22 protein-coding genes are annotated in these 23449 nt (G+C 68.7%); 15 read left to right on the forward strand and 7 right to left on the reverse strand.

Translation table 11 applies throughout. From position 1 onward, the window contains the following. Window positions 1-5 precede the first annotated feature (5 nt). From F5X71_RS12905 to F5X71_RS12920, 4 genes are all read right to left on the reverse strand, one after another. Complete coding sequence (locus F5X71_RS12905; RefSeq protein WP_167462153.1) at window positions 6-425, reverse strand: SRPBCC family protein; 420 nt, start codon at window positions 423-425, stop codon at window positions 6-8. Between the two features lie 102 nt (window positions 426-527). Beyond that, window positions 528-653, reverse strand: a complete 126-nt coding sequence (locus F5X71_RS37445) for a hypothetical protein (RefSeq protein ID WP_275106781.1) — start codon at window positions 651-653, stop codon at window positions 528-530. Window positions 654-744: 91 nt separating this feature from the next. Next, window positions 745-2070: a M23 family metallopeptidase gene (locus F5X71_RS12915; RefSeq protein ID WP_238815863.1), complete on the reverse strand. Its 1326-nt coding sequence runs from the start codon at window positions 2068-2070 to the stop codon at window positions 745-747. A 278-nt stretch (window positions 2071-2348) separates the two neighbouring features. Then, entirely contained in the window at window positions 2349-3050 is a 702-nt protein-coding gene (locus F5X71_RS12920; protein ID WP_174817054.1) for a hypothetical protein, read from the reverse strand. 371 nt (window positions 3051-3421) lie between these two features. Between F5X71_RS12920 and steA the strand changes: the two genes are divergently transcribed. From steA to F5X71_RS12985, 13 genes are all read left to right on the forward strand, one after another. Further along, window positions 3422-4636, forward strand: a complete 1215-nt coding sequence (steA, locus tag F5X71_RS12925; protein WP_167462154.1) for a putative cytokinetic ring protein SteA — start codon at window positions 3422-3424, stop codon at window positions 4634-4636. A gap of 31 nt (window positions 4637-4667) precedes the next feature. Next, window positions 4668-5612, forward strand: coding sequence for a copper transporter (locus F5X71_RS12930; RefSeq protein ID WP_167462155.1), 945 nt, complete (start codon window positions 4668-4670; stop codon window positions 5610-5612). A gap of 158 nt (window positions 5613-5770) precedes the next feature. Further along, window positions 5771-7492, forward strand: coding sequence for a CTP synthase (locus tag F5X71_RS12935; RefSeq protein WP_167462156.1), 1722 nt, complete (start codon window positions 5771-5773; stop codon window positions 7490-7492). 4 nt (window positions 7493-7496) lie between these two features. Further along, window positions 7497-8156, forward strand: coding sequence for an NUDIX domain-containing protein (locus tag F5X71_RS12940; protein ID WP_167462157.1), 660 nt, complete (start codon window positions 7497-7499; stop codon window positions 8154-8156). A 12-nt stretch (window positions 8157-8168) separates the two neighbouring features. Continuing rightward, a complete protein-coding gene (gene xerD, locus F5X71_RS12945; protein ID WP_167462158.1) occupies window positions 8169-9122 on the forward strand; it encodes a site-specific tyrosine recombinase XerD in 954 nt (317 codons plus the stop codon). 283 nt (window positions 9123-9405) lie between these two features. Then, complete coding sequence (locus F5X71_RS12950; protein WP_428981489.1) at window positions 9406-10341, forward strand: ParA family protein; 936 nt, start codon at window positions 9406-9408, stop codon at window positions 10339-10341. 209 nt (window positions 10342-10550) lie between these two features. Beyond that, complete coding sequence (locus F5X71_RS12955; RefSeq protein WP_167462159.1) at window positions 10551-11432, forward strand: segregation and condensation protein A; 882 nt, start codon at window positions 10551-10553, stop codon at window positions 11430-11432. Further along, on the forward strand, window positions 11429-12241 hold the full coding sequence (gene scpB, locus F5X71_RS12960) for an SMC-Scp complex subunit ScpB (RefSeq protein ID WP_167462160.1): 813 nt from the start codon (window positions 11429-11431) through the stop codon (window positions 12239-12241). The genes F5X71_RS12955 and scpB overlap by 4 nt, the downstream gene beginning before the upstream one ends. Window positions 12242-12250: 9 nt before the next feature. Further along, window positions 12251-13510 carry a pseudouridine synthase gene (locus F5X71_RS12965; RefSeq protein ID WP_167462161.1) on the forward strand — a complete coding sequence of 420 codons (1260 nt, stop codon included), beginning with the start codon at window positions 12251-12253 and terminating at the stop codon, window positions 13508-13510. Further along, window positions 13510-14253, forward strand: coding sequence for a (d)CMP kinase (cmk, locus tag F5X71_RS12970; RefSeq protein WP_167462162.1), 744 nt, complete (start codon window positions 13510-13512; stop codon window positions 14251-14253). Before F5X71_RS12965 ends, cmk begins: the two co-directional genes overlap by 1 nt. 11 nt (window positions 14254-14264) lie before the next feature. After that, entirely contained in the window at window positions 14265-15668 is a 1404-nt protein-coding gene (der, locus tag F5X71_RS12975) for a ribosome biogenesis GTPase Der (RefSeq protein WP_167466437.1), read from the forward strand. Between the two features lie 142 nt (window positions 15669-15810). Next, on the forward strand, window positions 15811-16569 hold the full coding sequence (locus F5X71_RS12980) for an acyl-[acyl-carrier-protein] thioesterase (RefSeq protein WP_167462163.1): 759 nt from the start codon (window positions 15811-15813) through the stop codon (window positions 16567-16569). Between the two features lie 84 nt (window positions 16570-16653). Further along, window positions 16654-16908 (forward strand): hypothetical protein, encoded by a 255-nt coding sequence (locus F5X71_RS12985; protein ID WP_167462164.1) that lies wholly within the window; start codon window positions 16654-16656, stop codon window positions 16906-16908. A gap of 248 nt (window positions 16909-17156) precedes the next feature. Here F5X71_RS12985 and F5X71_RS12990 read toward each other — a convergent pair whose 3' ends face one another. The 3 genes from F5X71_RS12990 to F5X71_RS13000 form a co-directional block, all read right to left on the reverse strand. After that, entirely contained in the window at window positions 17157-18059 is a 903-nt protein-coding gene (locus F5X71_RS12990) for a nucleotidyl transferase AbiEii/AbiGii toxin family protein (RefSeq protein ID WP_167462165.1), read from the reverse strand. After that, entirely contained in the window at window positions 18056-19141 is a 1086-nt protein-coding gene (locus F5X71_RS12995; RefSeq protein ID WP_167462166.1) for a type IV toxin-antitoxin system AbiEi family antitoxin domain-containing protein, read from the reverse strand. The genes F5X71_RS12990 and F5X71_RS12995 overlap by 4 nt, the downstream gene beginning before the upstream one ends. 365 nt (window positions 19142-19506) lie before the next feature. Beyond that, complete coding sequence (locus tag F5X71_RS13000) at window positions 19507-20994, reverse strand: mannitol dehydrogenase family protein (RefSeq protein ID WP_238815865.1); 1488 nt, start codon at window positions 20992-20994, stop codon at window positions 19507-19509. Between the two features lie 128 nt (window positions 20995-21122). Between F5X71_RS13000 and F5X71_RS13005 the strand changes: the two genes are divergently transcribed. Both F5X71_RS13005 and F5X71_RS13010 read left to right on the forward strand, forming a co-directional pair. Continuing rightward, the gene (locus F5X71_RS13005; RefSeq protein WP_167466439.1) at window positions 21123-22088 is read left to right on the forward strand and encodes a sugar-binding transcriptional regulator; all 966 of its coding nucleotides are present in this window, start codon (window positions 21123-21125) and stop codon (window positions 22086-22088) included. Further along, window positions 22085-23443: an ABC transporter substrate-binding protein gene (locus tag F5X71_RS13010; RefSeq protein WP_167462167.1), complete on the forward strand. Its 1359-nt coding sequence runs from the start codon at window positions 22085-22087 to the stop codon at window positions 23441-23443. Before F5X71_RS13005 ends, F5X71_RS13010 begins: the two co-directional genes overlap by 4 nt. Window positions 23444-23449 lie beyond the last annotated feature (6 nt).

A 23449-nucleotide genomic window follows, 5' to 3' on the forward strand; every position in this document is an offset into this window, starting at 1 on the left:
CGGGTTCAGCGCGCGGCCTTCTGCGCGGCCTTGATGAACTGGCCGATCAGGTTCTTCAGCCCGAACTCCAGCACCTTCGCGGGCACGGGCAGGCTCGGCTCGGACTCCATCGTGTAGGAGACCAGAGTGCCGGTGCCGGAATCGGCGAAGGTGATGACGCCGACGTGGCGCTTGACCGGTGCGCCCTTGACGATCTTGTACTCCATGCGCTCGCCCGGCACCAGCTTGGTGATCTCCTCGGTGACGCCGAGCGGGCCGACGCCGAGCAGGTGCTGCGCGCCGACGCCCTCGCGTTCGGTCAGTCCGGGCTTGGTCAGCTTGATGTTGATCGGCAGGTACGGGCTGACGCTCTCGCGATCGGCGAAGAGCCGGTACACGACCTCGCGCGGGGCGGCGATGACGGCGTCGACGGTGGTGCTGGCCATGGGGTCTCCTCTTCGAGTTACCTGTGACCCGCAGCATATAGGTACCACCGGTACCCTCCGGGAGTCCGGGTGTTCGGTGTCACAGACAGCGCGCCGCACACATCATCGCGCAGAACGGCTCGGCAGCGCCACGGTCTCGCGGTAGGCCGGGCAGTTCTCCAGCTCGCTGTCGTGCCGGCAGGTGAGCAGGTAGTCCAGGTAGTGCCGGGCGGTCTCCAGTTCGGCCATGCGGTGATGCCGGGGCGACGGGCAGGTCGATGACGTGCCATGATTCCGATCTCGATAACCCAGTCTCACTGGATTGCGCTGAGCGGAACAGTCAGTCCCGCTCGGGACCGAGGCCGATGCCGCGCGTGGCCAGCCAGGGGAGCGGGTCGACGCGGTTGGTGCCGTTCAGCCAGACCTCGAAGTGGCAGTGCGGGCCGGTGGTCTCGCCGCGGTTGCCGACCGTCGCGATCTCGTCCCCGGCCGTGACGCGCTGGCCGATCGAGACCAGCGCGGTGTTGATGTGGCCGTACACGGTGATGGTGCCGTCGTCGCCGAGCACGCGGACCCACATGCCGAAGCCGCTGGCCGGTCCCGCGCTGATCACCGTGCCGTCCTCGACCGCGACGATCGGGGTGCCGATCGGCGCGGCCACATCGACACCGCCGTGCAGGGTGCCCCAGCGCATGCCGTAACCGGAGGTGAAGGTGCCGGAGGTGAATTTGACGAACAGCGGGCGCAGCTTCGCCTGGATGTCGGCGGAGATCTCGTCGGCGACCTTGCTGCCGTTGTGCAGCATATCGGCGAATTGGCCGAGCGTGGCCGGGCTTTCCTCGAGCAGACCCGGCTCCGTGCTGTGCGGCGCGGCGGTGCCGGCCGCCGCGTCCATCGCCTGCGGTTGGCCCAGCGCCATCGGCGTCACCGATTGCGCGGGCGGCTTGGCGCTACCCGACTCGAGATTCTGTCCCGCGGCGACGATCGCGCCCGCGGCCACGGCGACGATCGCGGCCCGCCCCTTCAACGCCGTCGGCGGCGGTGGCATCCGGTGCCGTCCGCCCCGCCGCCTGCGGGGCTCGGCGGCGGTGTGCCGGGTGCTGCCGCGCGGGGCCCACGCGGTGTCGGTGGTCGCTGAAGTCGGAGTGACCGGGGCATGGCCTTGTTCGGCCCGATCCGAATCGTCTGGGCCCGTGTCGTCGGAGTGCGCGGACCAGCCGTAGTCGGCCTCGTCGGCCCGCCCGCGCGGAGTCCACGCCGTGCGCGGGTCGACCGCGGCGTACTCGTCGGTGGCGGGGGTTGCCCACGGTTCGTTCGGCGACTGCCACCGATCGTTCGACCACACCCACTGATCGGTCGGCATCGGATCGCCGGGTGGTTCGGCGTGCGCCGACTGCGGGACCGGAGACCACTCTTGCGCGGCGGGTGTCCAACGATCCCAACGGTTTTCGGTGGGCCACGGCGCTCGGTCGGATGGTCGCTCCCGATCGAGCGACCAGCGGTCCTCGGTGGTCGGCCGCCGGTCGGCCGCAGGCCGCCGATCCTCGTGCGCCATCCACGGCTCGTCGCGCCGCAGCGAATTGCTGAACCCTTGCTGGAAGTCGTCCGGGTGGTGCAGCTTTGGGATGCCGCGCTGCTCGAAACCCCGCGGCCCGTACCCGCTCATCGCAGCGACCGCATTTGTCTGGATTGTCCAGAACGCGACGGTATGCGAGAAACGTCTGGTAATCGGTGCCCGGCACCGAAATTCGCGGTTGTTTCGAGGCGCATCCAGCTGGTGTCCTTTGCTGCGTCACGTCGAGTGGGATCGATGTCGGCCGACGGTAACGAAACGGTAGCGACCTCGCTAGTTAGACGCGCGAAATAGTTTGCTTCCTGTGACGGTAGACACAGTTTGATCGGGTGATTGTCCGTAATGCCTTGAATGCCCAGGTGATTCGCGCATCACGGGGTCGGCGGGGCCGCGTTCTGCTTGGACAGCGCGTCGCCGAGCAGTACGCCGCCGATGACGACCGCGGGGATGCCGAAGGCGATGGTGCCGATGACCCCGCCGATGGCGGCGACCGGGATGGCGGTCACGAGGCAGCCGCCGAGGAACCCGGGAATGGTCAGCACCCCGATGGTCGGCACGGTCGCCGCGCCGCCGACCAGCGCGCCGCCGACCACGCAGCCCAGGCCCGCCCCGACGACGGTCCCGATGAGCGTGCCGAGCGCGGTGCCGACCCCGACGACCGCGGTGAAGTTCTCCAGCGCCTTGGTGAATGCGGGGGACTCGGGATCGAGGGCGACATCGTGCAGGGGGTCGGTCACCCCGGGCGCGGGTGTCGCGGTGGCCGGGTCGAGGCCGGGGGTCAGGGTCGCGGTGGTGCCGTCGATCTGCGCGGCGATCGGCCAGCGTCGATTGTCCCGGTAATAAACCAGTGGGAACGACGCCCGCAGCTCGCCCGCGTCGTCGCGGATCTCCAGGTGGTCGCTCGCGGTGTTCAGGGAGCCGGAGTCGATGCTCAGGGCCACGGCGTCGCCGAGTGTCCGCGCGGAGTAGTGGATGCCGGGTAGGTCCGGATCGGCGTGGGCGGTGAGCGTCGCGGCGGCGCAGATCGCCGCCGTGCTCGTCGAGGCAACAAGGAATCTCGTTAATCTGTGCACGGTTCGTACCGCCTTCGATTCGGCCCGGATGGCCGGCGACGGTGTCGTGCTCGGCCAGTGGGTCGGAGATGCCGTGGGAGCATTCGGTACGCAGCGCCGCGGTCGAAAACCATCCCAGGTGGAACTATCGGCCAAGGTATGCCGGTGAGTTGCCGACGCACAAGACGCGCCGAATGTTAGCTACGGCACAGCACCGCGACGTATGCCGGTCGCCGACGCGCCGACGGCGGCGTTTTCGCCTCTGACCACAACAGATTGCGCAGAACCTCCGCGTGTCGTCGGCCGAGTCGCTGTTTTCGCAGTGGCCAATGTGGTAGGTGATACGGCGCGCCTCCACCAAAGGTTGAGGGTTAGCGGGCAGCATCGGGGCCATGAAGATGCTGGCGTTGTTGTCGAGGAACACCGAAACGCTGCCCGGGCTGACCGGGATCGCCCGGGTGGACCGCAATACCCGGCGTCTGCTCAAACGGGTGGGTCCGGGCGATGTCGTCGTGCTCGACGAGATGGACCTGGACCGGATCACCGCGGACCGGTTGGTCGAGGCGGGGGTGGTCGCCGTGATCAACACCTCGCCGTCGATCTCGGGCCGCTATCCCAACCTCGGTCCCGAGGTGTTGGTGGCCAACGGGATCACGCTGCTGGACACGGTGAGTTCGGACGCCTTCAGCAAGATCAAGGATGGCGTCAAGGTCCGGATCGACGGTGGTGTCGTCTATCTGGACAAGGTCACCAAAAAGGAGCCGGAGGTGCTCGTCGAGGGCATCGAGCTCACCGCCGCCGACATCGCCGAGCGGATGATCGAGGCGCGCAACGGGCTGGCCGATCATCTGGAAGCCTTCGCCGGCAATACGATCGAGTTCATCCGGACCGAAAGCGCCCTGCTCATCGACGGTATCGGCGTGCCGGAGCTGGAATTGTCGATGAAGCACCGGCATGTCGTCGTGGTCGCCGACGGGCCGGACCATGCCGAGGATCTGAAGCGGCTCAAGCCGTTCATCAAGGAGTACGTGCCGATCATGGTCGGCGTCGGGCGCGGCGCGGACACCCTGATGAAGCAGGGGTACCGGCCGGATCTGATCGTCGGCGACCCGGACGAGATCACCACCGCCACTTTGAAATGCGGCGCCGAGGTGATCCTGCCCGCCGATACCGACGGGCACGCCAAGGGGCTCGAGCGCATCCAGGATCTAGGCATCGGCGCCACGACGTTCCCGTCCTCCGGGTCGCCCGCCGATCTGGCGCTGCTGCTGGCGCACCATCACGGTGCCGCGCTGATCGTCACCGCGGGCGCGGCCGCCACGCTCGACGATTTCTTCGATCGCAGTCGGCGCGAAAGCAATCCGGCGACGTTCCTGACCCGGCTCAAGCTCGGCACCAAGCTGATGGACGCGAAAGCCGTTGCCACGCTGTATCGCAACCGCGTCTCCGGTATCGGCGTCGCACTCGTGGTGCTCGCCGCGCTCGTCGCGGTGATCGTCGTGCTGCTCGCGTCCAATTCCGGCACCGACGCCGTGGCCTGGGCCACTGATACCTGGCACCGGTTCGCGCTGTGGACACAGGGCTTAGTCGGCGCAGGCGGCAAGTGACCGGCCTGCGCTCAATGACAAAGGGAGAACGATGATCTCGCTACGCCAGCACGCCGTCTCGATCGTGGCGATCTTCTTGGCACTCGCCGTCGGCGTCGTGCTCGGCTCGCAGACCCTGGCTGCGGATCTGCTCTCGGGATTGCGTGCGGACAAATCCGATCTGCGCCAGCAGCTCGACACCGCGTCCGAACACAACCGGCAGTTGACCGATCAGCTCAACGCCGCCGACCGGTTCATCGCGGGCTCAGCCGGGCGCATCCTCGGCGGCACCCTGGCCGACCGCAGCGTGGTCGTGTTCACCACGCCCGACGCCGATCCCGGCGATATCGAGGGCGTCACCAAGTCGCTGGAAACCGCGGGCGCCGCGATCACCGGCCGGATCGCGCTCACCGACGCGTTCACCGACGCCACCGAGGGCGATCGGATGCGCACCACCGTCACCAACGTCATCCCCGCCGGTGCTCAATTGCGCACCGGTGCGGTGGATCAGGGCAGCATGGCGGGCGACCTGCTCGGCCTGGTACTGCTGCTCGATCCGGCCAACGGGCAAACTCGTGGCACCGCACAGGAACTCGGTCTGGTGCTGGAGACCCTGCGCGGCGGCGGCTTCCTCGCCTACGGCGACACCCCGGTTCAGCCCGCGCAGCTGGCCGTCGTGATCACCGGCAACGGCGCCAAGTCCGCCGAGAACAGTCAGGGCGCCAATATCGCCAGGTTCACCGGCGCGCTGCGCGGCCGCGGCGCGGGCGTCGTCCTGGCCGGTCGCGCCGGTGCGGCAGAGAACCCCGGACCGATCGCCGCCGTCCGCACCGACGGCGCCCTGGCCACCTCGGTCACCACCGTCGACAACCTCGACCGCGAGATCGGCCGCGTCACCACCGTCCTCGCCCTCACCGAACAACTCAACGGCGGCGCGGGCCGCTACGGCACCGGCGACAAAGCAACCTCCCTCACCCTCGCCGCAGCCCCCCGCTGACACGGACCGGCCGCCGTCCGACCGCGGCAGCGCACACCGAGGATCGCGCCAACGAGCCGACGCGCCGCAGGCGGAGTCGCGGTCGCGCGGCAGGCCGACACCAACACGCCGCGCCCGCGCGGCAAACAGCACAGCTATCCGTGTTACCGTGAAGACCCGTGGGTCAAACACGGATTCAGGCGCGAACAGCTACGAAGCACATCTTCGTGAGCGGAGGAGTCGCCTCCTCATTGGGTAAGGGTCTTACCGCCTCCAGCCTCGGACAGCTGCTGACGGCGCGTGGGTTGCGCGTCACGATGCAGAAGCTCGACCCGTACTTGAACGTCGATCCCGGCACCATGAACCCGTTCCAGCACGGTGAGGTGTTCGTGACCGAGGACGGCGCCGAGACCGATCTCGATGTCGGTCACTACGAGCGGTTCTTGGACCGAGATCTGACTCGGGACGCGAATGTGACGACCGGGCAGATCTATTCGACGGTCATCGCGAAGGAGCGGCGCGGCGAGTATCTGGGCGACACCGTCCAGGTGATTCCGCACATCACCGACGAGATCAAGAGCCGGGTGCTCGCGATGAGCGCGCCGGACGCGCAGGGGCAGACGCCGGACGTGGTGATCACCGAGATCGGTGGCACGGTCGGTGACATCGAGTCGCAGCCGTTCTTGGAGGCGGCGCGTCAGATTCGCCATGATGTCGGCCGGGACAACGTCTTCTTCCTGCACGTCTCGTTGGTGCCGTATCTGGCGCCATCGGGTGAGCTGAAGACCAAGCCGACGCAGCACTCGGTGGCGGCGTTGCGCAATATCGGTATCCAGCCCGACGCGCTGATCCTGCGGTGTGACCGTGAGGTGCCGCAGGCGCTGAAGAGCAAGATCGCGCTGATGTGCGACGTCGATGTCGACGCCTGCATCTCCACCCCGGACGCGCCGTCGATCTACGACATTCCGCGGGTGCTGCACCGCGAGGGCCTGGACGCCTATGTGGTGCGCAAGCTCGGCCTGCCGTTCCGTGACGTGGACTGGACCGTGTGGGGCGATCTGCTCGATCGCGTGCATTCGCCGCGCGAGACGGTCGAGGTCGCGCTGGTCGGCAAGTATGTCGATCTGCCCGACGCCTACCTTTCGGTCACCGAGGCGCTGCGTGCGGGCGGGTTCGCCTCGCGGGCGAAGGTGCAGATCCGCTGGGTGCCCTCCGACGAGTGCGAGACGCCCGCGGGTGCGCAGGCCGCGCTGCGGGACGTGGACGCGGTGCTGATTCCCGGCGGGTTCGGTATCCGTGGCATCGAGGGCAAGGTCGGCGCGATCACCTACGCCAGGAAGCGGGGCATTCCGCTGCTCGGCCTGTGCCTCGGTTTGCAGTGCGTGGTCATCGAGGCGGCCAGGTCGGTCGGTCTGGCCGAGGCCAATTCGGCCGAGTTCGAGCCGGACACGCCGCATCCGGTGATCTCGACGATGGCCGATCAGGAGCAGGCCGTCGCCGGTGAAGCCGATCTCGGCGGCACCATGCGCCTTGGCGCCTACCCGGCGACGCTGACGAAGGGCTCGGTGGTGGCGCAGGCCTACGGCGCCGAGCAGGTGTCCGAGCGGCATCGGCACCGCTATGAGGTGAACAACGCCTACCGTGACCGGATCGCGAAGAGCGGGCTGCGGTTCAGCGGCACCTCGCCGGACGGGCATCTGGTCGAGTTCGTCGAGCTGCCCGCCGATGTGCATCCGTTCTTCGTGGCCACCCAGGCGCACCCGGAGCTGAAGAGCAGGCCGACCCGTCCGCATCCGCTGTTCGCGGCGCTCGTCGCGGCGGCCCTGACCTACAAGCTGGCCGAGCGGCTGCCGGTCGACATCCCGGGCGAAGAGTTCGTGAGCGCGGCTGAGCAGGCATAGGGCGATGACGGTGGACGGGGGCGCGGCGCCCGGCAGTCACGATTTCGAGACGGTATCCAGCGAAACGGTCTACAGCGGCGCGATTCTGGCGTTGCGACTCGACCAGGTGCGGATGCCGGGCGGCAAGGTCGTCGAGCGGGAGGTGATCGAGCACCACGGTGCCGTCGCGGTCGCCGCGATCGATGACGACGACAATGTCGTGCTGATCAATCAGTACCGGCATCCGATCGGCAGGCGGCTGCTCGAGCTGCCCGCCGGTCTGCTCGATCTGCCCGGCGAGGATCCGCTCGTCGCCGCGCGGCGCGAGCTGGCCGAGGAGACCGGTCTGGCGGCGCGGGAGTGGTCGGTGTTGGTGGACGTGGCGTTGTCGCCGGGCTTCACCGACGAGGCGTTGCGCGTGTATTTCGCGCGCGGGCTCTACGAGACCGACCAGCCCGAACCGGAATTCGAGGAAGCCGATCTGGCGATCGTGCGGATGCCGGTCGCCGACGCGGTGCGCGCGGCGCTGGCCGGCGAGATCGTCAACGCGACCGCGGTGGCGGGCGTGCTGGCCCTCGCCGCGGCGCGGGCGGGCGACACCGAGCTACGTCCGGCGGACGCGCCGTGGCCGGGTCAGCCCACCGCCTTCTTACGCCGCAAGGCGGCACAGAAGTCGACGGACTGACGGGGGCGCCGGGTGCTCGCGCGGGAACTGGACGCCTACCTCGACCATCTCGCGGTCGAGCGCGGCGCCGCGCGGAACACCCTCGGCGCCTACCGGCGTGACCTCGGCCGCTATCTCGACTTCCTGACCGGGCGCGGCATCACCGCGCTCGATCAGGTCACCGAGGCCGACGTCGCCGGATTCACCATGGCGTTGCGCGCGGGCGGCGCCGACCATCCGCCGCTGGCCGCGAGTTCGGTGGCGCGCGCCCTGATCGCGGTGCGCGGGTTGCACCGGTTCGCCGCGGCGGAGGGCATCACCGTCACCGATGTCGCGCACGCGGTGAAACCGCCGACCCCCGGGCGCCGCCTGCCCAAGGCGCTGCCGTACGACCAGGTGTTGCGGCTGCTCGAGGCGGCGGGCGGGGCGGCGGCCGACGATCCGGACGCCGCGCCGGGCACCGACGGCGGGCCGCGCGGACTGCGCGACCGCGCGCTGCTGGAACTGCTCTACTCGACCGGGGCGCGCATCTCGGAGATGGTCGGACTGGACGTCGACGATCTCGACACCGACGAGCGCGCGGTCGTCTTGCACGGCAAGGGCGGTAAGCAGCGCATGGTGCCGATCGGCAGGCCCGCCCTCGCGGCGGTGGACGCCTACCTGGTGCGCGGGCGTCCGATGCTGGCCGCGGGCGGAAAAGGCAACGCGGGCGCGCTGTTCCTGAACGCGCGCGGCGGCAGGCTGTCGCGCCAGACCGCGTGGCAGGTGTTGCAGACCGCGGCCGAACGCGCGGGCATCGGCGCGGCCGTGTCCCCGCACACACTGCGGCACTCGTTCGCCACCCATCTGCTCGACGGCGGCGCGGATGTGCGTGTGGTCCAAGAACTCCTGGGCCACGCCTCGGTCACCACCACCCAGATCTACACCCTCGTCACGGTGAACACCCTGCGTGAGGTCTGGGCCACCGCGCACCCGCGCGCCCGCTAGGCCGGGCCCTACACGACCGCCGCGACGTGCGTTTCAGTGGTGACCCGCAGTGGCACCGAGCGATAAGGGGTAGCGTTTTGCTGTTCGGGGCCCGGCGTGGTGCCGCGAACACGCCGCGCGCGTCGCGGCTCTTGCACGCTCATAAGCGGTAGCGTCTATCGAGAGCTGGACCGTACGAAAGCGAGGTCGGGCCTGATCGGCTTCGCTACGCTCGGCGAGGCAACGGGCAGGAACGTATAAGGAGCAGCGGATCGTGACATCAGCCGGAGCGGCAGAGCCGCCGATGGGTGCTGGGGCGGAGCCGCATCCGGGTACCGCCTCGGCGGCGGCGGCCGAAACCCTGTGGGGCACCGGAGCCGATCTCCCTATCCCCGAGGACGCGGCACTCGGCCCCACCGGGCGACCCCTTCGTCTCGTGCCGGACCCGGCACCGCTCGAACGGCACGGCGACGCGCTCATCATCGCCATGTGCAACCAGAAGGGCGGCGTCGGCAAGACCACCTCCACCATCAATCTCGGTGCCTCGCTCGCCGAATACGGGCGCAAGGTGCTGCTGGTCGATCTGGACCCGCAGGGCGCGCTGTCCGCGGGATTGGGTGTGGCCCATCATGATCTCGAGCTCACCGTGCACGACCTGCTGGTCGGCTCCAAGGGCTCGATCGACGACGTGCTGATGCAGACCCGGGTCGAGAACATGGACCTGCTGCCCAGCAATATCGACCTGTCGGCCGCGGAGATCCAGCTGGTCAACGAGGTCGGCCGGGAGCATTCGCTCGGCAGGGCACTGCATTCGATCCGAGATCGCTACGACTACATCATCATCGACTGTCAGCCCTCGCTCGGTCTGCTCACCGTCAACGCGCTCGCCTGCGCCGACGGCGTCATCATTCCGATGGAATGCGAATACTTCTCGCTGCGCGGGCTGGCGCTGCTCAACGACACCGTGGAGAAGGTGCGCGACCGGCTCAACCCCAGGCTCAGCCTGTACGGGATAGTGGTCACCATGTTCGATGCCCGACTACTCCACTCCCGTCAGGTGATGGCGCGGGTCGTCGAGGTGTTCGGTGACCTGGTCTACGACGCGGCGATCTCGCGGACCGTGCGGTTCCCCGACGCCAGTGTCGCGGGCGAGCCGATCACCACGTGGGCGCCGAAATCCAGTGGAGCCGAAGCATATCGGGCGATGGCGCGGGAAGTCATCCACCGGTCCGGCCGGTGATCGGCGGCAACGACTCCGCATCACCCGCTACCACCCATCCGCCCGATCACGGGGTCGTCCACGGCGACGACCACCCCGCGGGCGACCTCCTGGAGCGGGCTGCGGCGCGCGAACACGAACCGGACGAATCGGATCCGCGCGCAGGCGATGTCGCGGCAACCCCGAGCCTGCACACATCGGACCACTCCGGTGTGCCGGATGATGTCCAGATGCCCGAGCAACCCGCCGCCGCGGACTCCGAGTCCCCCTCGGAGTCCGCCGGTACCGAGAAGACCGGGTTCCACCTGCGGTTGAGCAACTTCCAGGGACCGTTCGATCTGCTGCTGACCTTGATAAGCTCGCGCAAGCTCGACGTCACCGAGGTCGCGTTGCACAAGGTGACCGACGAGTTCATCGCCTACACCAAGGCGTTGACCGCGGCGCTGTCCGACGACACCACGACGACACTGCGGGCCGACAAGATCCTCGACCAGACCACCGAATTCCTGGTCGTGGCCGCCACTTTGCTCGACCTCAAGGCGGCGCGATTGCTGCCGGCGGGGGAGATGACCGACGCCGAGGATCTCGAACTGCTAGAGGCGCGCGACCTGCTGTTCGCGCGGCTGCTGCAGTACCGGGCGTTCAAGCAGGTGGCCGAGTTGCTCGGTGAGTTGGAGGCGGTGGCGCTGCGGCGGTACCCGCGCGCGGTCGGCCTGGAGGAGCGCTTCGCCGGTCTGCTGCCCGAGGTTACGCTGGGTGTTGACGCGCACGAATTCGCCGCGATCGCCGCTGCGGCGTTCCGGCCGCGGCCCGTGCCCAAGGTCGGTCTGGACCATCTGCACAACCACGCGGTGTCGATCGCCGAACAGGCCGCGCTCGTGCTCGAACGACTGAAGCTGGCAGGCAAGGGTGGGTGGACGACGTTCACCGACCTGGTCGCCGACTGCACCGTGCCGGTCGAGATCGTCGCCCGCTTCCTGGCGCTGCTCGAGCTGTATCGCGGCAAGACGATCGAGTTCGATCAGCCCGACCCGCTCGGCCCACTCTCGATCAGCTGGATCGGCGACGACGGCCCGGACCACACTGTGACCATCGAGGAGGACTACGGGTGACCGAGCACACCGACACCCCGGCCGCCGAGACGAACTCGGCTGCGGTCGACGGTGCTCCCGCGACCGGCGCGGCCGGTGCGACCGCTCCCGCCCCTGGCTCGGCTGCCGCCGATGATGTCGTGACCCCGGCAGACGAGGACCAGGCACCCGTCGCCGACGACACCGTGTCGGAGTTCACGCCGGAGCATCTCGAGGACGACGAGTTCCGCTCGGCGTTGGAGGCGATGCTGCTCGTCGTGGACGCTCCGGCCCCGGTAGAGCAGTTGGCGGCGGCGTTGGACGACACCACCGAGCGGGTCGAGCAGGTGCTGCGCGAGCTGTCGGCGGAGCTGTCCGCGCGGGGCAGCGGGATCGACCTGCGTTTCGTCGGAGACGGGTGGCGCTTCTATACTCGCAGCGAGTACGCGCCCTATGTGGAACGGGTGCTGCTCGATGGCGCTCGCACCAAACTGACGCGGGCGGCCTTGGAAACTCTGGCGGTGGTGGCATACCGTCAACCGGTGACCCGGACCAGGGTCAGCGCGGTGCGCGGCGTGAACGTCGACGGGGTGATGCGCACGCTGCTGGCCAGGGGCTTGATCGCCGAGGCAGGCGTCGACCCGGAAACGAACGGGACGACATACCGCACGACCGAGCTCTTCCTGGAGCGGATCGGGCTCGCGTCGCTGTCCGACCTGCCACCGCTGGCGCCCCTGCTCCCGGGCGTCGACCTGATCGATGAGATCAACGAGAGCTTGGACACGGACCCCCGTTACACCAAGCTGAAGAAACCCGCCGAGGCCGACTTGGACCTCGGCAGCGAGGACTGACAGGACAAAATGAATACGCCCGCTCGCCGAGATGGCACACCGGATCGTAGGAAACGCAGCGACCAGCCCGTCAGGGGTGGCGCGGCGCGAGACGCACGCAGTGCGGCTCGCGGGGGGACAGACCGCGGCGGCGCCCGCGGTGACGGGGGATATCGCGGCGCGCCGCCGCGCGGAAACGACCAGGGCGGCAACGGATACCGCGGCACCCGCGGCGGCACCACGCAGGGCGGCGGCGCGACCCGCGGCCGCGCGGGCGGCGCCGCGTCGGGCGGCTCCTACCGTCCTCGTACCGAAAGCGGTGCCGGGCAAGGTAATTCGGGGCGCGGAACGGGTCAGGGCGGCACCGCGCAGTGGGGCACCCCGGCGCACGGCATTCCGCAGCGCCGGGCCGCGCAGCCCGCGCCGACCGGCAAGAAGAAGAATCCCAAGCCGCAGAAGCAGACTCAGTCCGCACCGCTGCTGAGCAACGCCAAGCCCGCCAAGCGTCAGCACGTGGAGCCCGCGGCCACCGAGGGGCACGTCAAGATGCCGTGGGGCGAGGGCGAGCGGCTGCAGAAGGTACTCGCCAAGGCCGGGGTGGCCTCGCGCCGCGCCGCCGAGGAGATGATCGCGCAGGGCCGGGTCGAGGTCGACGGCGCGATCGTGCGCGAGCAAGGTCTGCGGATCGATCCGCAGGTCGCCGTGGTCCGGGTGGACGGCACCCGGGTGATGGTGCGCGAGGAACTCGTGCACATCGCGCTGAACAAGCCGAAGGGCTGGCAGTCCACCATGTCCGACGATCTGGGCCGCCCCTGCGTCGGTGACATCGTCGCCGAGCGGGTCGCCGCCGGCCAGCGCCTGTTCCATGTCGGGCGGCTCGACGCCGACACCGAGGGCCTGCTGTTGCTCACCAACGACGGTGACCTGGCCCACCGGCTCATGCACCCGTCGTTCCAGGTGTCGAAGACCTACCTGGCGACGGTCAACGGCGAGGTGCACAAGTCGGTCGGCAAACGCCTGCGCGACGGCATCGAACTCGACGACGGCCCGGCCAAGGTCGACAGCTTCCAGGTGCTCGAGCTGGGCGAGGGACGTTCCCTGGTGAAACTGGTGTTGCACGAAGGGCGCAAGCACATTGTGCGCCGGCTGCTGGACGCGGTCGGCCATCCGGTGTCGCGGTTGGTGCGCACGAATATCGGTCCGGTCGCGCTCGGCGACCAGCGGCCGGGCACGCTGCGGGTGCTCGGTCGCGCGGAAATCGGCAAACTCTACGAGGCGGTGTCGTTGTGATGGGTGTGGAGATTCCGGTCGAGGCCCCTCGGCAGTTGTCGGGGACCGGTCCGCTCGTGGTGGCGATGGACGGCCCGTCCGGTACCGGCAAGTCCAGCGTCTCGCGGCGCTTGGCCACCCGGCTCGGCGCCCGCTATCTCGACACCGGTGCGATGTACCGGGTGGCGACGCTGCGGGTGCTGCGCGCGGGCGTCGAGCTGAGCGACGCCGCGGCGATCAGCGCCGCGGTCAAGGAGCTGCCGCTCTCGATCGGAACCGATCCCAGCCGTGAGGTGATCCAGCTCGACGGCGAGGACGTGGCCTCGGAGATCCGTGGCGATGCCGTCACCAAGGCCGTTTCGGCGGTGTCGGCCGTGCCAGAGGTCCGGGATCTGCTGGTCGCGTTGCAGCGCGAGATCACCACGGCCGCACAGCGCATCGTGGTCGAGGGCCGCGACATCGGCACCGTGGTGCTGCGTGACGCGGACGCCAAGATCTACCTGACCGCCTCGGCGGAGGCGCGCGCGCACCGGCGCAATCAGCAGAACATCGCCGAGGGCCGCGGCGACGACTACGAGGCCGTGCTCGCCGACGTGCAGCGACGCGACAACCTCGACTCCACCCGCAAGGTGTCCCCGCTGCGTCCCGCCGAGGACGCCGTGCTGGTCGACACCAGCGATCTGAACATGGATGAGGTCATCGACGAGCTGTACCGCGTTGTCGGGCAGCAGATTTCGGTAGGCCGGACGGGAGGTTCGCAGTGACCGAAGACGTGATGGCCGGCGACGGCATCTGGAGCGACGAAACCGACTGGGAGCTCACCGATCTCGACGGTGAGTTCGAGGGCGCCGAGCAGCTCGCGATGCCGACGCTCGCGGTGGTCGGGCGCCCGAACGTCGGCAAATCGACGCTGGTGAACCGGATCCTCGGCCGCCGCGAGGCCGTGGTCGAAGACATCCCCGGCGTCACCAGGGACCGGATCTCCTACGAGGCCAACTGGGCCGGTCGCCGCTTCCTGGTACAGGACACCGGCGGCTGGGAGCCCGACGCCAAGGGTTTGCAGCAGTCGGTGGCGCGCCAGGCCGAGGTGGCCATGCAGACCGCCGACGCGATCCTGCTCGTGGTCGACGCCGTGGTCGGCGCCACCGCGACCGACGAGGCGGCGGTGAAGAAGCTGCGCCGCTCCAAGATTCCGGTGATCCTGGTCGCCAACAAGGTCGACGATCAGCGCATCGAGTCCGAGGCCGCCGCGCTGTGGTCGCTCGGCCTCGGTGAGCCGAGGATGGTCAGCGCGGCGCACGGCCGCGGCACCGGTGACCTGCTCGACGATGTGCTCGAGGTGCTGCCGGAGACACCGCGCGAGGGCACCGGTGGCGTCGGTCCGCGCCGCGTCGCCCTGGTCGGCAAGCCGAACGTCGGCAAGTCCAGCCTGTTGAACAAGCTGGCCGGCGACGAGCGGTCGGTGGTGCACGATGTCGCGGGCACCACCGTCGACCCGGTCGACTCGCTGGTCGAATTGGGCGGCAAGGTCTGGAAATTCGTCGATACCGCCGGGCTGCGCCGCAAGGTGTCGCATTCCAGCGGCACCGAGTTCTACGCCTCGTTGCGCACGAAGGCGGCACTGGAGGCCTCCGAGGTCGCGATCATGCTGATCGACGCCTCGCAGCCGATGACCGAGCAGGACCTGCGGGTGATCAGCATGGTCGCCGATTCCGGTCGCGCGCTCGTGCTCGCCTTCAACAAGTGGGACCTGGTCGACGAGGACCGGCGCCTGCAATTGGAGCGCGAGATCGACCGGGATCTGGTCCGGGTGCCGTGGGCACAGCGGGTCAACATCTCGGCGCACACCGGCCGCGCGGTGCAGAAGCTGGTGCCGCAGATGGAGACCGCGCTCGAGTCCTGGGACAAGCGCATCTCCACCGGTCGGCTGAACAACTGGTTGAAGGAAGTGGTCGCGGCCACGCCGCCGCCGATGCGCGGCGGTCGCCTGCCCCGCATCCTGTTCGCCACCCAGGCAGGCACCCGCCCGCCGACGTTCGTCCTGTTCACCACCGGCTTCCTCGAGGCGGGCTACCGCCGCTTCCTGGAGCGCAGGCTGCGTGAGGAGTTCAACTTCGACGGTTCGCCGGTGCGGATCTCGGTGCGCGTCCGCGAGAAGCGCGAGCGCGGCAAGAAGTAATCGATTGCCCGCCCGCACCCGTGCCGCCTTGCCGGACCGGGTGCGGGCGGTTTCAGCGCCGGGCCCGGCGCGGCTGTGAGATTCGCGACGCGCTGACCGTGCCGGTGCGCGCGCGGGCGGGATGACCTGGCAGTATCCCTGCATGGTCATTCCCAGCGTGCTGCCGGAACGTCCGACCACCGGAACCCCGTTCGAGACGGGGTGGCCGGTCCGTCTCGCCGATACCGACGGTAACCAACGCCTGCGGCTCGACGCCATCGCCCGATACCTGCAGGACATCGGGTTCGAACACCTGGACGCGGTGGACGACGGTGACGCCCATCCCGGCTGGGTGGTGCGCCGGACCGTGATCGACGTGCTGAAGCCGATCCAGTTCGGCGAGCGGGTCACGCTGCGCCGCTGGTGCTCCGGGCTGTCCAATCGCTGGTGCAACATGCGGGTGCAGATCGTCGGCAGCCGGGGCGGGCTGGTCGAGACCGAGGCCTTCCTGATCCATTTCGGCACCGAATCCGGCCTGCCCGCCCGGATGAGCGACCGCTTCATGGCGCCGATGCTGGCCGCCACCACCGAACACCGGCTGCGCTGGAAGGCGGCGCTGACCGACCCCGCGCCGAGCGCCGCGGCCGACGACGTGCAGGTGCGGCCGTTCCCCCTGCGCATCACCGATATCGACATGCTCGACCACGTGAACAACTCGGTCTATCTGAGCGGCGTCGAGGAGATGCTGGCCGACCACCAGGACCTGAAGACGGGCGCGCACCGGGCGATCATCGAGTACGCGAAGCCGCTGAAGTCCGGCGACCGAGTCGACCTGCTCGCGCATCGAGCGGGCTCGGCCCTCGACATCTGGTTCGTCGTCGGCGACGAGACCCACGCGGTCACCCGGATCGTCCCCCGCTGAAAGCCGGTGGCCGAGTGACCGCAGAAGTCGGGGGCCAGCAATTGGGGGCGCTGACTTCTCGCGCTTCCTCGTTAGTTTGTGGTCATGCAGAAACTGATGGGTACGGTCTCCGTCCGCGTGTTCACCGCCTGCGCCGCGATCGGCGCAGGCGTGCTGCTGGGTGGTGGCCCCGCGTCCGCGCAGCCACTCGACGCACCGCGGGCACCGAGCACGGTGGCACCGGTCGCCGACCCGCACACGCTGGTCGCGCAGTTCATCCGGGTGCTCAACACCGGCTCGTCGGGCCTGTGCCTGCCGTTCGCGACCGGCAGCAACGCCGGGACCCCGGGCTGCGGGTAGACCGTCGCCTAGCCCGCTAGTTCGGCGACCGTCGCGCGAGCTCCCTTGGTGTACAACGAATCCAGTGTCGTGACGTAGGCGCGTACGAACTGTGGCTCGTCGATCAGGTCGCCGAAAACTTCGCGGTCACTGAGGAATGCGGTGCGGTCGCTGCGTTGTTTGCGATGAACGCACCGACCTTCCTGGACGAGCACTAGTTCGGCGTCCGCGTGACTGGCAAAGTCGAGGTTCGTCGCCGCGATCGATCCTTACGCGGGGCCCCAGGAGTGGTCTTGCGGGTTCCAGCGGCCGTGGGTGCGGGTGCCGTCGAGGAGGGGGTTGAGGCAGGCGCCGACGAAGGCGAGTGCGGTGTCGAGGTTGTGCAGGTGGGTGGGCAGGGTGGTGTCCTTGGCCATAGCGGGGTAGGCGTGTGCCCATTCGGGGCCGGGGGAGGTGAGGGTGGTGGGTAGTTCGAGGGTGCGGCGGTGCCGTTGGATGTCGACGGCGGTGCGGGTTTCGGCGGCGTCGAAGGCGAAGTTGTCGACGATGAAGCACAGGTCGGCGAGGTCGCGCCAACGGCTGGAGGGTCGGCGGGTGTCGCCGTAGCGGGCGGTCATGGCGCAGATCTTGTCGGCGACTTGGCTGGGTATGGGGATCAACCGTACCGGTGGGAGTGCGGTGAATCCGTCGAGATCGAGAATTGGTGTGGGAGTGAGTGTTTCGATATCGCCGATGATGATTTTGTCGACGGCCAGGTCGGTGTGGAAGTCGGCGATCAGGGTTGCGCCGAGGTAGATCGTGACGGTGAGTTCGGCACCGGCCGCGGCGGCGCCGGTGAGTTGTTTGGCCAGTTCGATTCCGAAGACGAAGGGGTCTATGTCGGGTCGCGCGCCGCTGAGGCTGCGCAGTTCGTCGATGGCGCCGGTGATATCGGTGTCGGTGCGGATTAGGTCGAGGTCCTGGCTGGATCGGGCGCCGGGCAGGCGCACGAGCAGCCCGCCGCCGCCGGTGACGACCCAGGGCGAGGTGGGGTCGGCGAATACGCGCGCGAGGAAGCGCTGCATGAAGAACTCGCGGCGCAGCGCGGTGGCCGGGCGTCGGGTCTGGCGTGCTCGGGTTTGGATTCTGGACCGCAGCGACGCTTTGAACGAGCTTGGGTTGAGAGCATTCACTCGTCGGCCTCCAAGGGTGATGCGGCGGGGGTGGCTGCGGCGTCGATGAGTGCTTTCGCGACACTGTCGCGCAATAATGCTGCCGCCGCGTCGCGGGCTGCTTCGGTGCTGGGGAACTGGTTCGGATCGACCGATTGCAGTAATTGTGTTTGTAGGTGCGCCATCGCCTTTCGCCACTCTGGATTCTCGGTGATCGGGGTCAGCACCTGGTGGAGGGCCGCGGCGAGTTGTTCGGTAGACACCGTCCGGGCGAGTTGGTCGCGCAGTGCGGTCATGGCTGCTTGGGTGGTGGGCGGTACGGCCAGTGAGGTCAGCGCGGTCGTGAGGTGGGTGCTGCGCTGGCCGCGCATCAACTGTTCGAGCGCCTCGTTCGCCGCGCGGTTGGCCGATACCAGTGGTTCGAGGGCGGGCACGGACAGTGCTAGGGCGGACTCTGGCACCCCGGCTTGGTTGATGAAGTGGGTGACCAGGGCTGAGCCGTTGTCCACGGGTGCGCCGTAGCGGTGGGCGTAGGGGCGCAGCGCTGCGGCGATGCTGTCGATCGGGGCGCCTTGCAGCAGGGCGTCGCGCACGACCGAGGCCAGGTGCCCGCCGTCGGTTCGCGCGGCAGCCAGGTCGGCGATCGTGCGAGCCGGGGTAGTGACCGGCAGTCCGTCGACCAGTGTCCACTCCGAGTCGGTCAGGGTGGCGCGGTGGAAGCGGATATCAGGGCTGCGGGTGCCGCGGCGGGTGGGGACGGTGAATTCGATGTAGTCGGCGTCGAGGTCGCCCAGGCCGTGTAGATCGGCAGCGGAACGGTGGGAGACGACCCCGAGGGGGACTTGGTCGCCGATTCGGTCTCCTGCGGTGCGGGCGGGTTCGAGCGCGAGCCATTCCGTGCGGATCGGTTCGGCTGGGGAATCGGGTACTCCGGTGAGGCGGTAGACGCCATGGCGCAATCGGACCAGCACGGCGTGGTCGACCAGGCGCTGCAATTGCTTGGTGCCCACGCCGACGGTTGCGGCCTGGGCGGTGGTGAGCAGTCCCCATTGGGACTCGGCCAGTTCGGCGAGCCTCGTGCGGACATCTGCACCGTTACGCATACATCAAAAATACCATGAACTGCGTCAGAAAAGACCCCTAGATTGTCTTTTTCGACGCGGCCAACGCCGGTTTTGCAGACGATATGTGGTATCAATTTACTACGCTTTGTAGTGCCGAGTCGGGCCGGGCGCCCGACTCGGACGTCGGAGAACCCCGCTGGCTTCTCCCCGCAGGACCGACTTGCCGCCCTACGGCTCACCTGCAGCCCTGTGTCCAAGTCCGATCCGGCGCCGCCGCGGTCCAGTTCGTCGCTCTGGCCGCGTTGTCGTCGTCACCGATGCGACCCTGGTATCGGCTCCCGCTCCGCCTGCTCGGGCGACGAGCTGGACCGCGGCGGCATCCAGCCGGACGTATGAGGTAGAACTCAGCCCGCTAGTTCGGCGACTGTCGCGCGAGCTCCCTTGGTGTACAACGAATCCAGTGTCGTGACGTAGGCGCGTACGAACCGTGGCTCGTCGATCAGGTCGCCGAAAACTTCGCGGTCGCTGAGGAATGCGGTGCGGTCGCTGCGTTGTCTGCGGGCCAGGGGGATGAGGCGTTCGCGCAACGGATCCACGATATCGATCGGCTCGCCCTGCTCGTCGATGCCTTCGGCGTAGCGGGCCCAGCTGGCGACAAGTGCTGCCGCGCAGGTGATGTCGCCGCCGTCGGCGAGGCGCCTGCGGATCACCGGCAGCACCCACTTGGGGATGCGGTCCGATGATTCCGCGCAGAGCCGGGCGATGGTGTCGCCGATCGCCGGGTTGGCGAAGCGCTCGATCAGCGTGCGCTTGTAGTCGTCGAGATCGACGCCCGGCACCGGCAGCAGGGTGGGGGTCGCCTCGTCGTCCATGTAGCGCAACAGGAATCGGCGGAACACCGGGTCCAGCGCCGCGTCGTGCACCAGCCGGTAGCCGCTGAGATACCCGAAATAGGCCAGCGCTTGGTGACTGGCGTTCAACAGCCGCAGTTTCATCAATTCGTACGGCGCGACATCGTCGACGAGTTGCACGCCGACCGCGTCGTAGTCCGGCCGCCCCAGCGGGAACGAATCCTCCAGCACCCACTGGGTGAACGGTTCGGTGACGACGGGCCATTCGTCGCGCACGCCGAAGCGCCGCCGCACCTCCTCGGCCGCGTCCGGCGGCGTCACCGGCGTGATCCGGTCGACCATCGAATTCGGGAAGCTCACCCGCGTTGCCATCCACTCGCCGAGCTCGGCGTCGCGTAGCCGCGCGAACGCGCTGAAGGTCTTGCGGGCCACCGCGCCGTTGCCCTCGATGTTGTCGCAGGACAGCACCGTGAACGGGGCGACGCCGTCGGCCCTGCGCCTGGCCAGGCCCTCGGTGATCAGACCGAAGATGGTGGCGGGCACCGCGTTCGGCACGAGATCGGCCTGGATCGCCGGGTCGTCGGCGTCGAACTCGCCGGTGCCCGCCGAGATGTGGTAGCCGCCCTCGGTCACGGTGAGCGAGACGATGCGCGTGCTCGGCGCGGCCAGTTTCGCCAGCACCGCCTCGGGATCGTCGGGCGCGTAAAGGTATTCGACGATCGAGCCGATCACCCGGGCGCTCCAGCCGCCGTCCGGCGCGAGCACCGACAGCGTGTACAGCCCGTCCTGTGCGGTCAATACGTCGCGCATCCTGCGATCGCCGGGCAGCACGCCCACCCCGCAGATGCCCCAGTCGCGCGCCGCGCCGCGCGCGAGCAGCCGGTCCAGGTACATCGCCTGGTGCGCGCGGTGAAACCCACCGACACCGAAATGCACTATGCCGGTGGTGATCTCCGACCGATCGTAGGCCGGAGTCGTGATGCCCGAGCCGAGCTCGCGCAGGGTCGCTGCGCCGAGCGGCTGGATTGTGTCCCAAGTCATAGCTACCCCACCACTGTTGTGTACGTCACATCTCGGATGGTACCCTCTGTGAGCAGGGGATCACATGCTGAGCATATGCTCAGACGCATTGAGGAGGCCATGTGGCCACCGTCCCATCCCGGCCGGGTATGCCGGATGACGTCAGGCTCGCGCTACGTGCCGCGCAGCTCTATCACCTGGAAGGCGCTACTCAGGCCGAAATCGCGGCCAAACTCGGGGTTTCGCGGCCGACCGCGGGCCGGCTCATCGCCAGGGCGCGGGCCCAGGGGCTGGTGCGCATCGAGATCAGCGTCCCGGACGAGCTGCGCGATACGGTGCACACCGAGCTGGAGCGTGAACTCGAGGCGGCGTTCGGCCTGACCGAGGCCGTCGTACTGCGCGACGTGCCGGACGGTTCGCCGTCCGGACTGCAACCGCTGGCCCGTGCCGCGGTCGCTGTGCTCACCCGTCGGCTGCAACCCGCCGACACACTCGGATTCACCTGGGGCCCAGAGACGATCGCGGTGGCGCACGAGCTGCACACCAAGTCGACCCGCTGCACGTTCGTCGTTCAGCTGGACGGATCGATGAGTTCGGGTGACTATCAGACCGGCGTCGAGTACACCCTCGGCCGGTGCGCGACCTACCTACAGGCGACGCCGGTCCGGTTGCATGCCCCGCTCTATGCCGATCCGGCGACCGTCACCGCGCTGGAACAGGATTCGGTGCTCGGCAAGCCGATGGCGCTCGGCCGTCATGCCGACGTGATGATGTTCGGGGTCGGCACCGTGTCCACCGCGACGACGCTGTTCGAGGGCAGCTACCTCGACACCGCCGTGCTCGACGAGCTGCGCGGGCTCGGCGCGATCGGCGAGATCGGCGGCCGCTTCTTCCGCGCCGACGGTCGCGATGTCGCGGGATCGCTTGCCGCGCGGACGGTCTCGGTCGGCCTCGACGCCGTGCGGGACTGTCCGACGACGTTGCTGATCGCCGGTGGCGTGGCCAAACACGAAGCCACCCTCGGCGCGCTGCGCGGCGGGCTGGCCAAGGTGCTCGTCACCGACATCGACTGCGCGCGTTGGCTGCTGGATCAGAAGGAGGGTGCGGCCGGATGAACAGGCGCAGTCATATTCGGAGAAACGTACTGGCGCTGAGTATTTCGGCCGTACTGGCCGCGGCGGGCTGTGCCGGGGCCGGCTCGTTCGGTGCCGGGGGCGACACGGTCACCATCGCCATGGTCTCGAACTCGCAGATGCGCGACGCCATCGCGCTCTCCGGTGAGTTCGAACGCGAGAACCCGAGCACGAAGCTGAAATTCATCTCGCTGTCGGAGAACGAGGCGCGGGCGAAGATCACCGCCTCCGTCGCCACCGGCGGCGGCGAGTTCGACGTCGTGATGATCAGCAACTACGAGACCCCGCAGTGGGCCGAGAACGGCTGGCTGACCGACCTTTCCAGCTATGCCCGCAATACCCCCGGTTATGACGAGGAGGACTTCATCCCCTCGCTGCGCAAGTCGCTGTCGTATCGGGGCGCGATGTATTCGGTGCCGTTCTATGGTGAGTCGTCGTTCCTGATGTATCGCAAGGATCTGCTCGAGCAGGCCGGGCTCAGCATGCCCGCCGAGCCGACCTGGGATCAGGTCGCCGCCGCCGCGGCGAAGCTCGACGATCCGGCCGCGGGTCGTTCGGGCATCTGCCTGCGCGGCAAGCCGGGCTGGGGCGAATCCCTCGCCCCGCTCAACACCGTGATCAACACCTTCGGCGGCCGCTGGTTCGACGAGAACTGGCACGCCCAGCTCACCAGCCCCGAGGTGGTGCGGGCGGTCGAGTTCTACGTCGATCTGGTCCGCACGCACGGCGAACCCGGCGCGGCCACCAGCGGTTTCGGCGAGTGCGCGACGCAGCTCGCGCAGGGCAACACCGCGATGTGGTACGACGCGACCTCCGCGGTCTCGGTGCTGGAGGACCCGGCGTCGAGCAAGGTGGTCGGCAAGATCGGCTACGCGCTGGCGCCGATCATGCGCAAGCCGAACGCGGGCTGGCTCTACACCTGGTCGCTCGGCATCCCGAAGACGACCGACAAGCCGGACGCGGCATGGAAATTCGTGTCCTGGATGACCAGCAAGCCCTACATCCGGATGGTGGGGGAGAAGCTCGGCTGGTCGCACGTGCCGCCGGGCAGCAGGCGCTCGACCTACGAGATACCCGAGTATCGCGAGGCGGCGCGGGCCTACGGACCGCTCACCCTCGCGGCCATGTCCGGGGTCGACCCGGAAAACCCCGGTGTGCGACCGGTTCCGTACACCGGCATTCAATTCCTGACCATTCCGGAGTTCCAGGATCTCGGCACCAGGGTGAGTCAGCAGATCAGCGCCGCGGTCGCGGGCCGGATCAGCGTCCGCGCCGCGCTCGACCAGGCTCAGCAGTACGCCGACGTGGTCGGGCGGTCGTATCGAGAAAGTCAGTGACGATGT

The sequence above is a fragment of the Nocardia brasiliensis genome (assembly GCF_011801125.1).
GTDB lineage: Bacteria > Actinomycetota > Actinomycetes > Mycobacteriales > Mycobacteriaceae > Nocardia > Nocardia brasiliensis_C.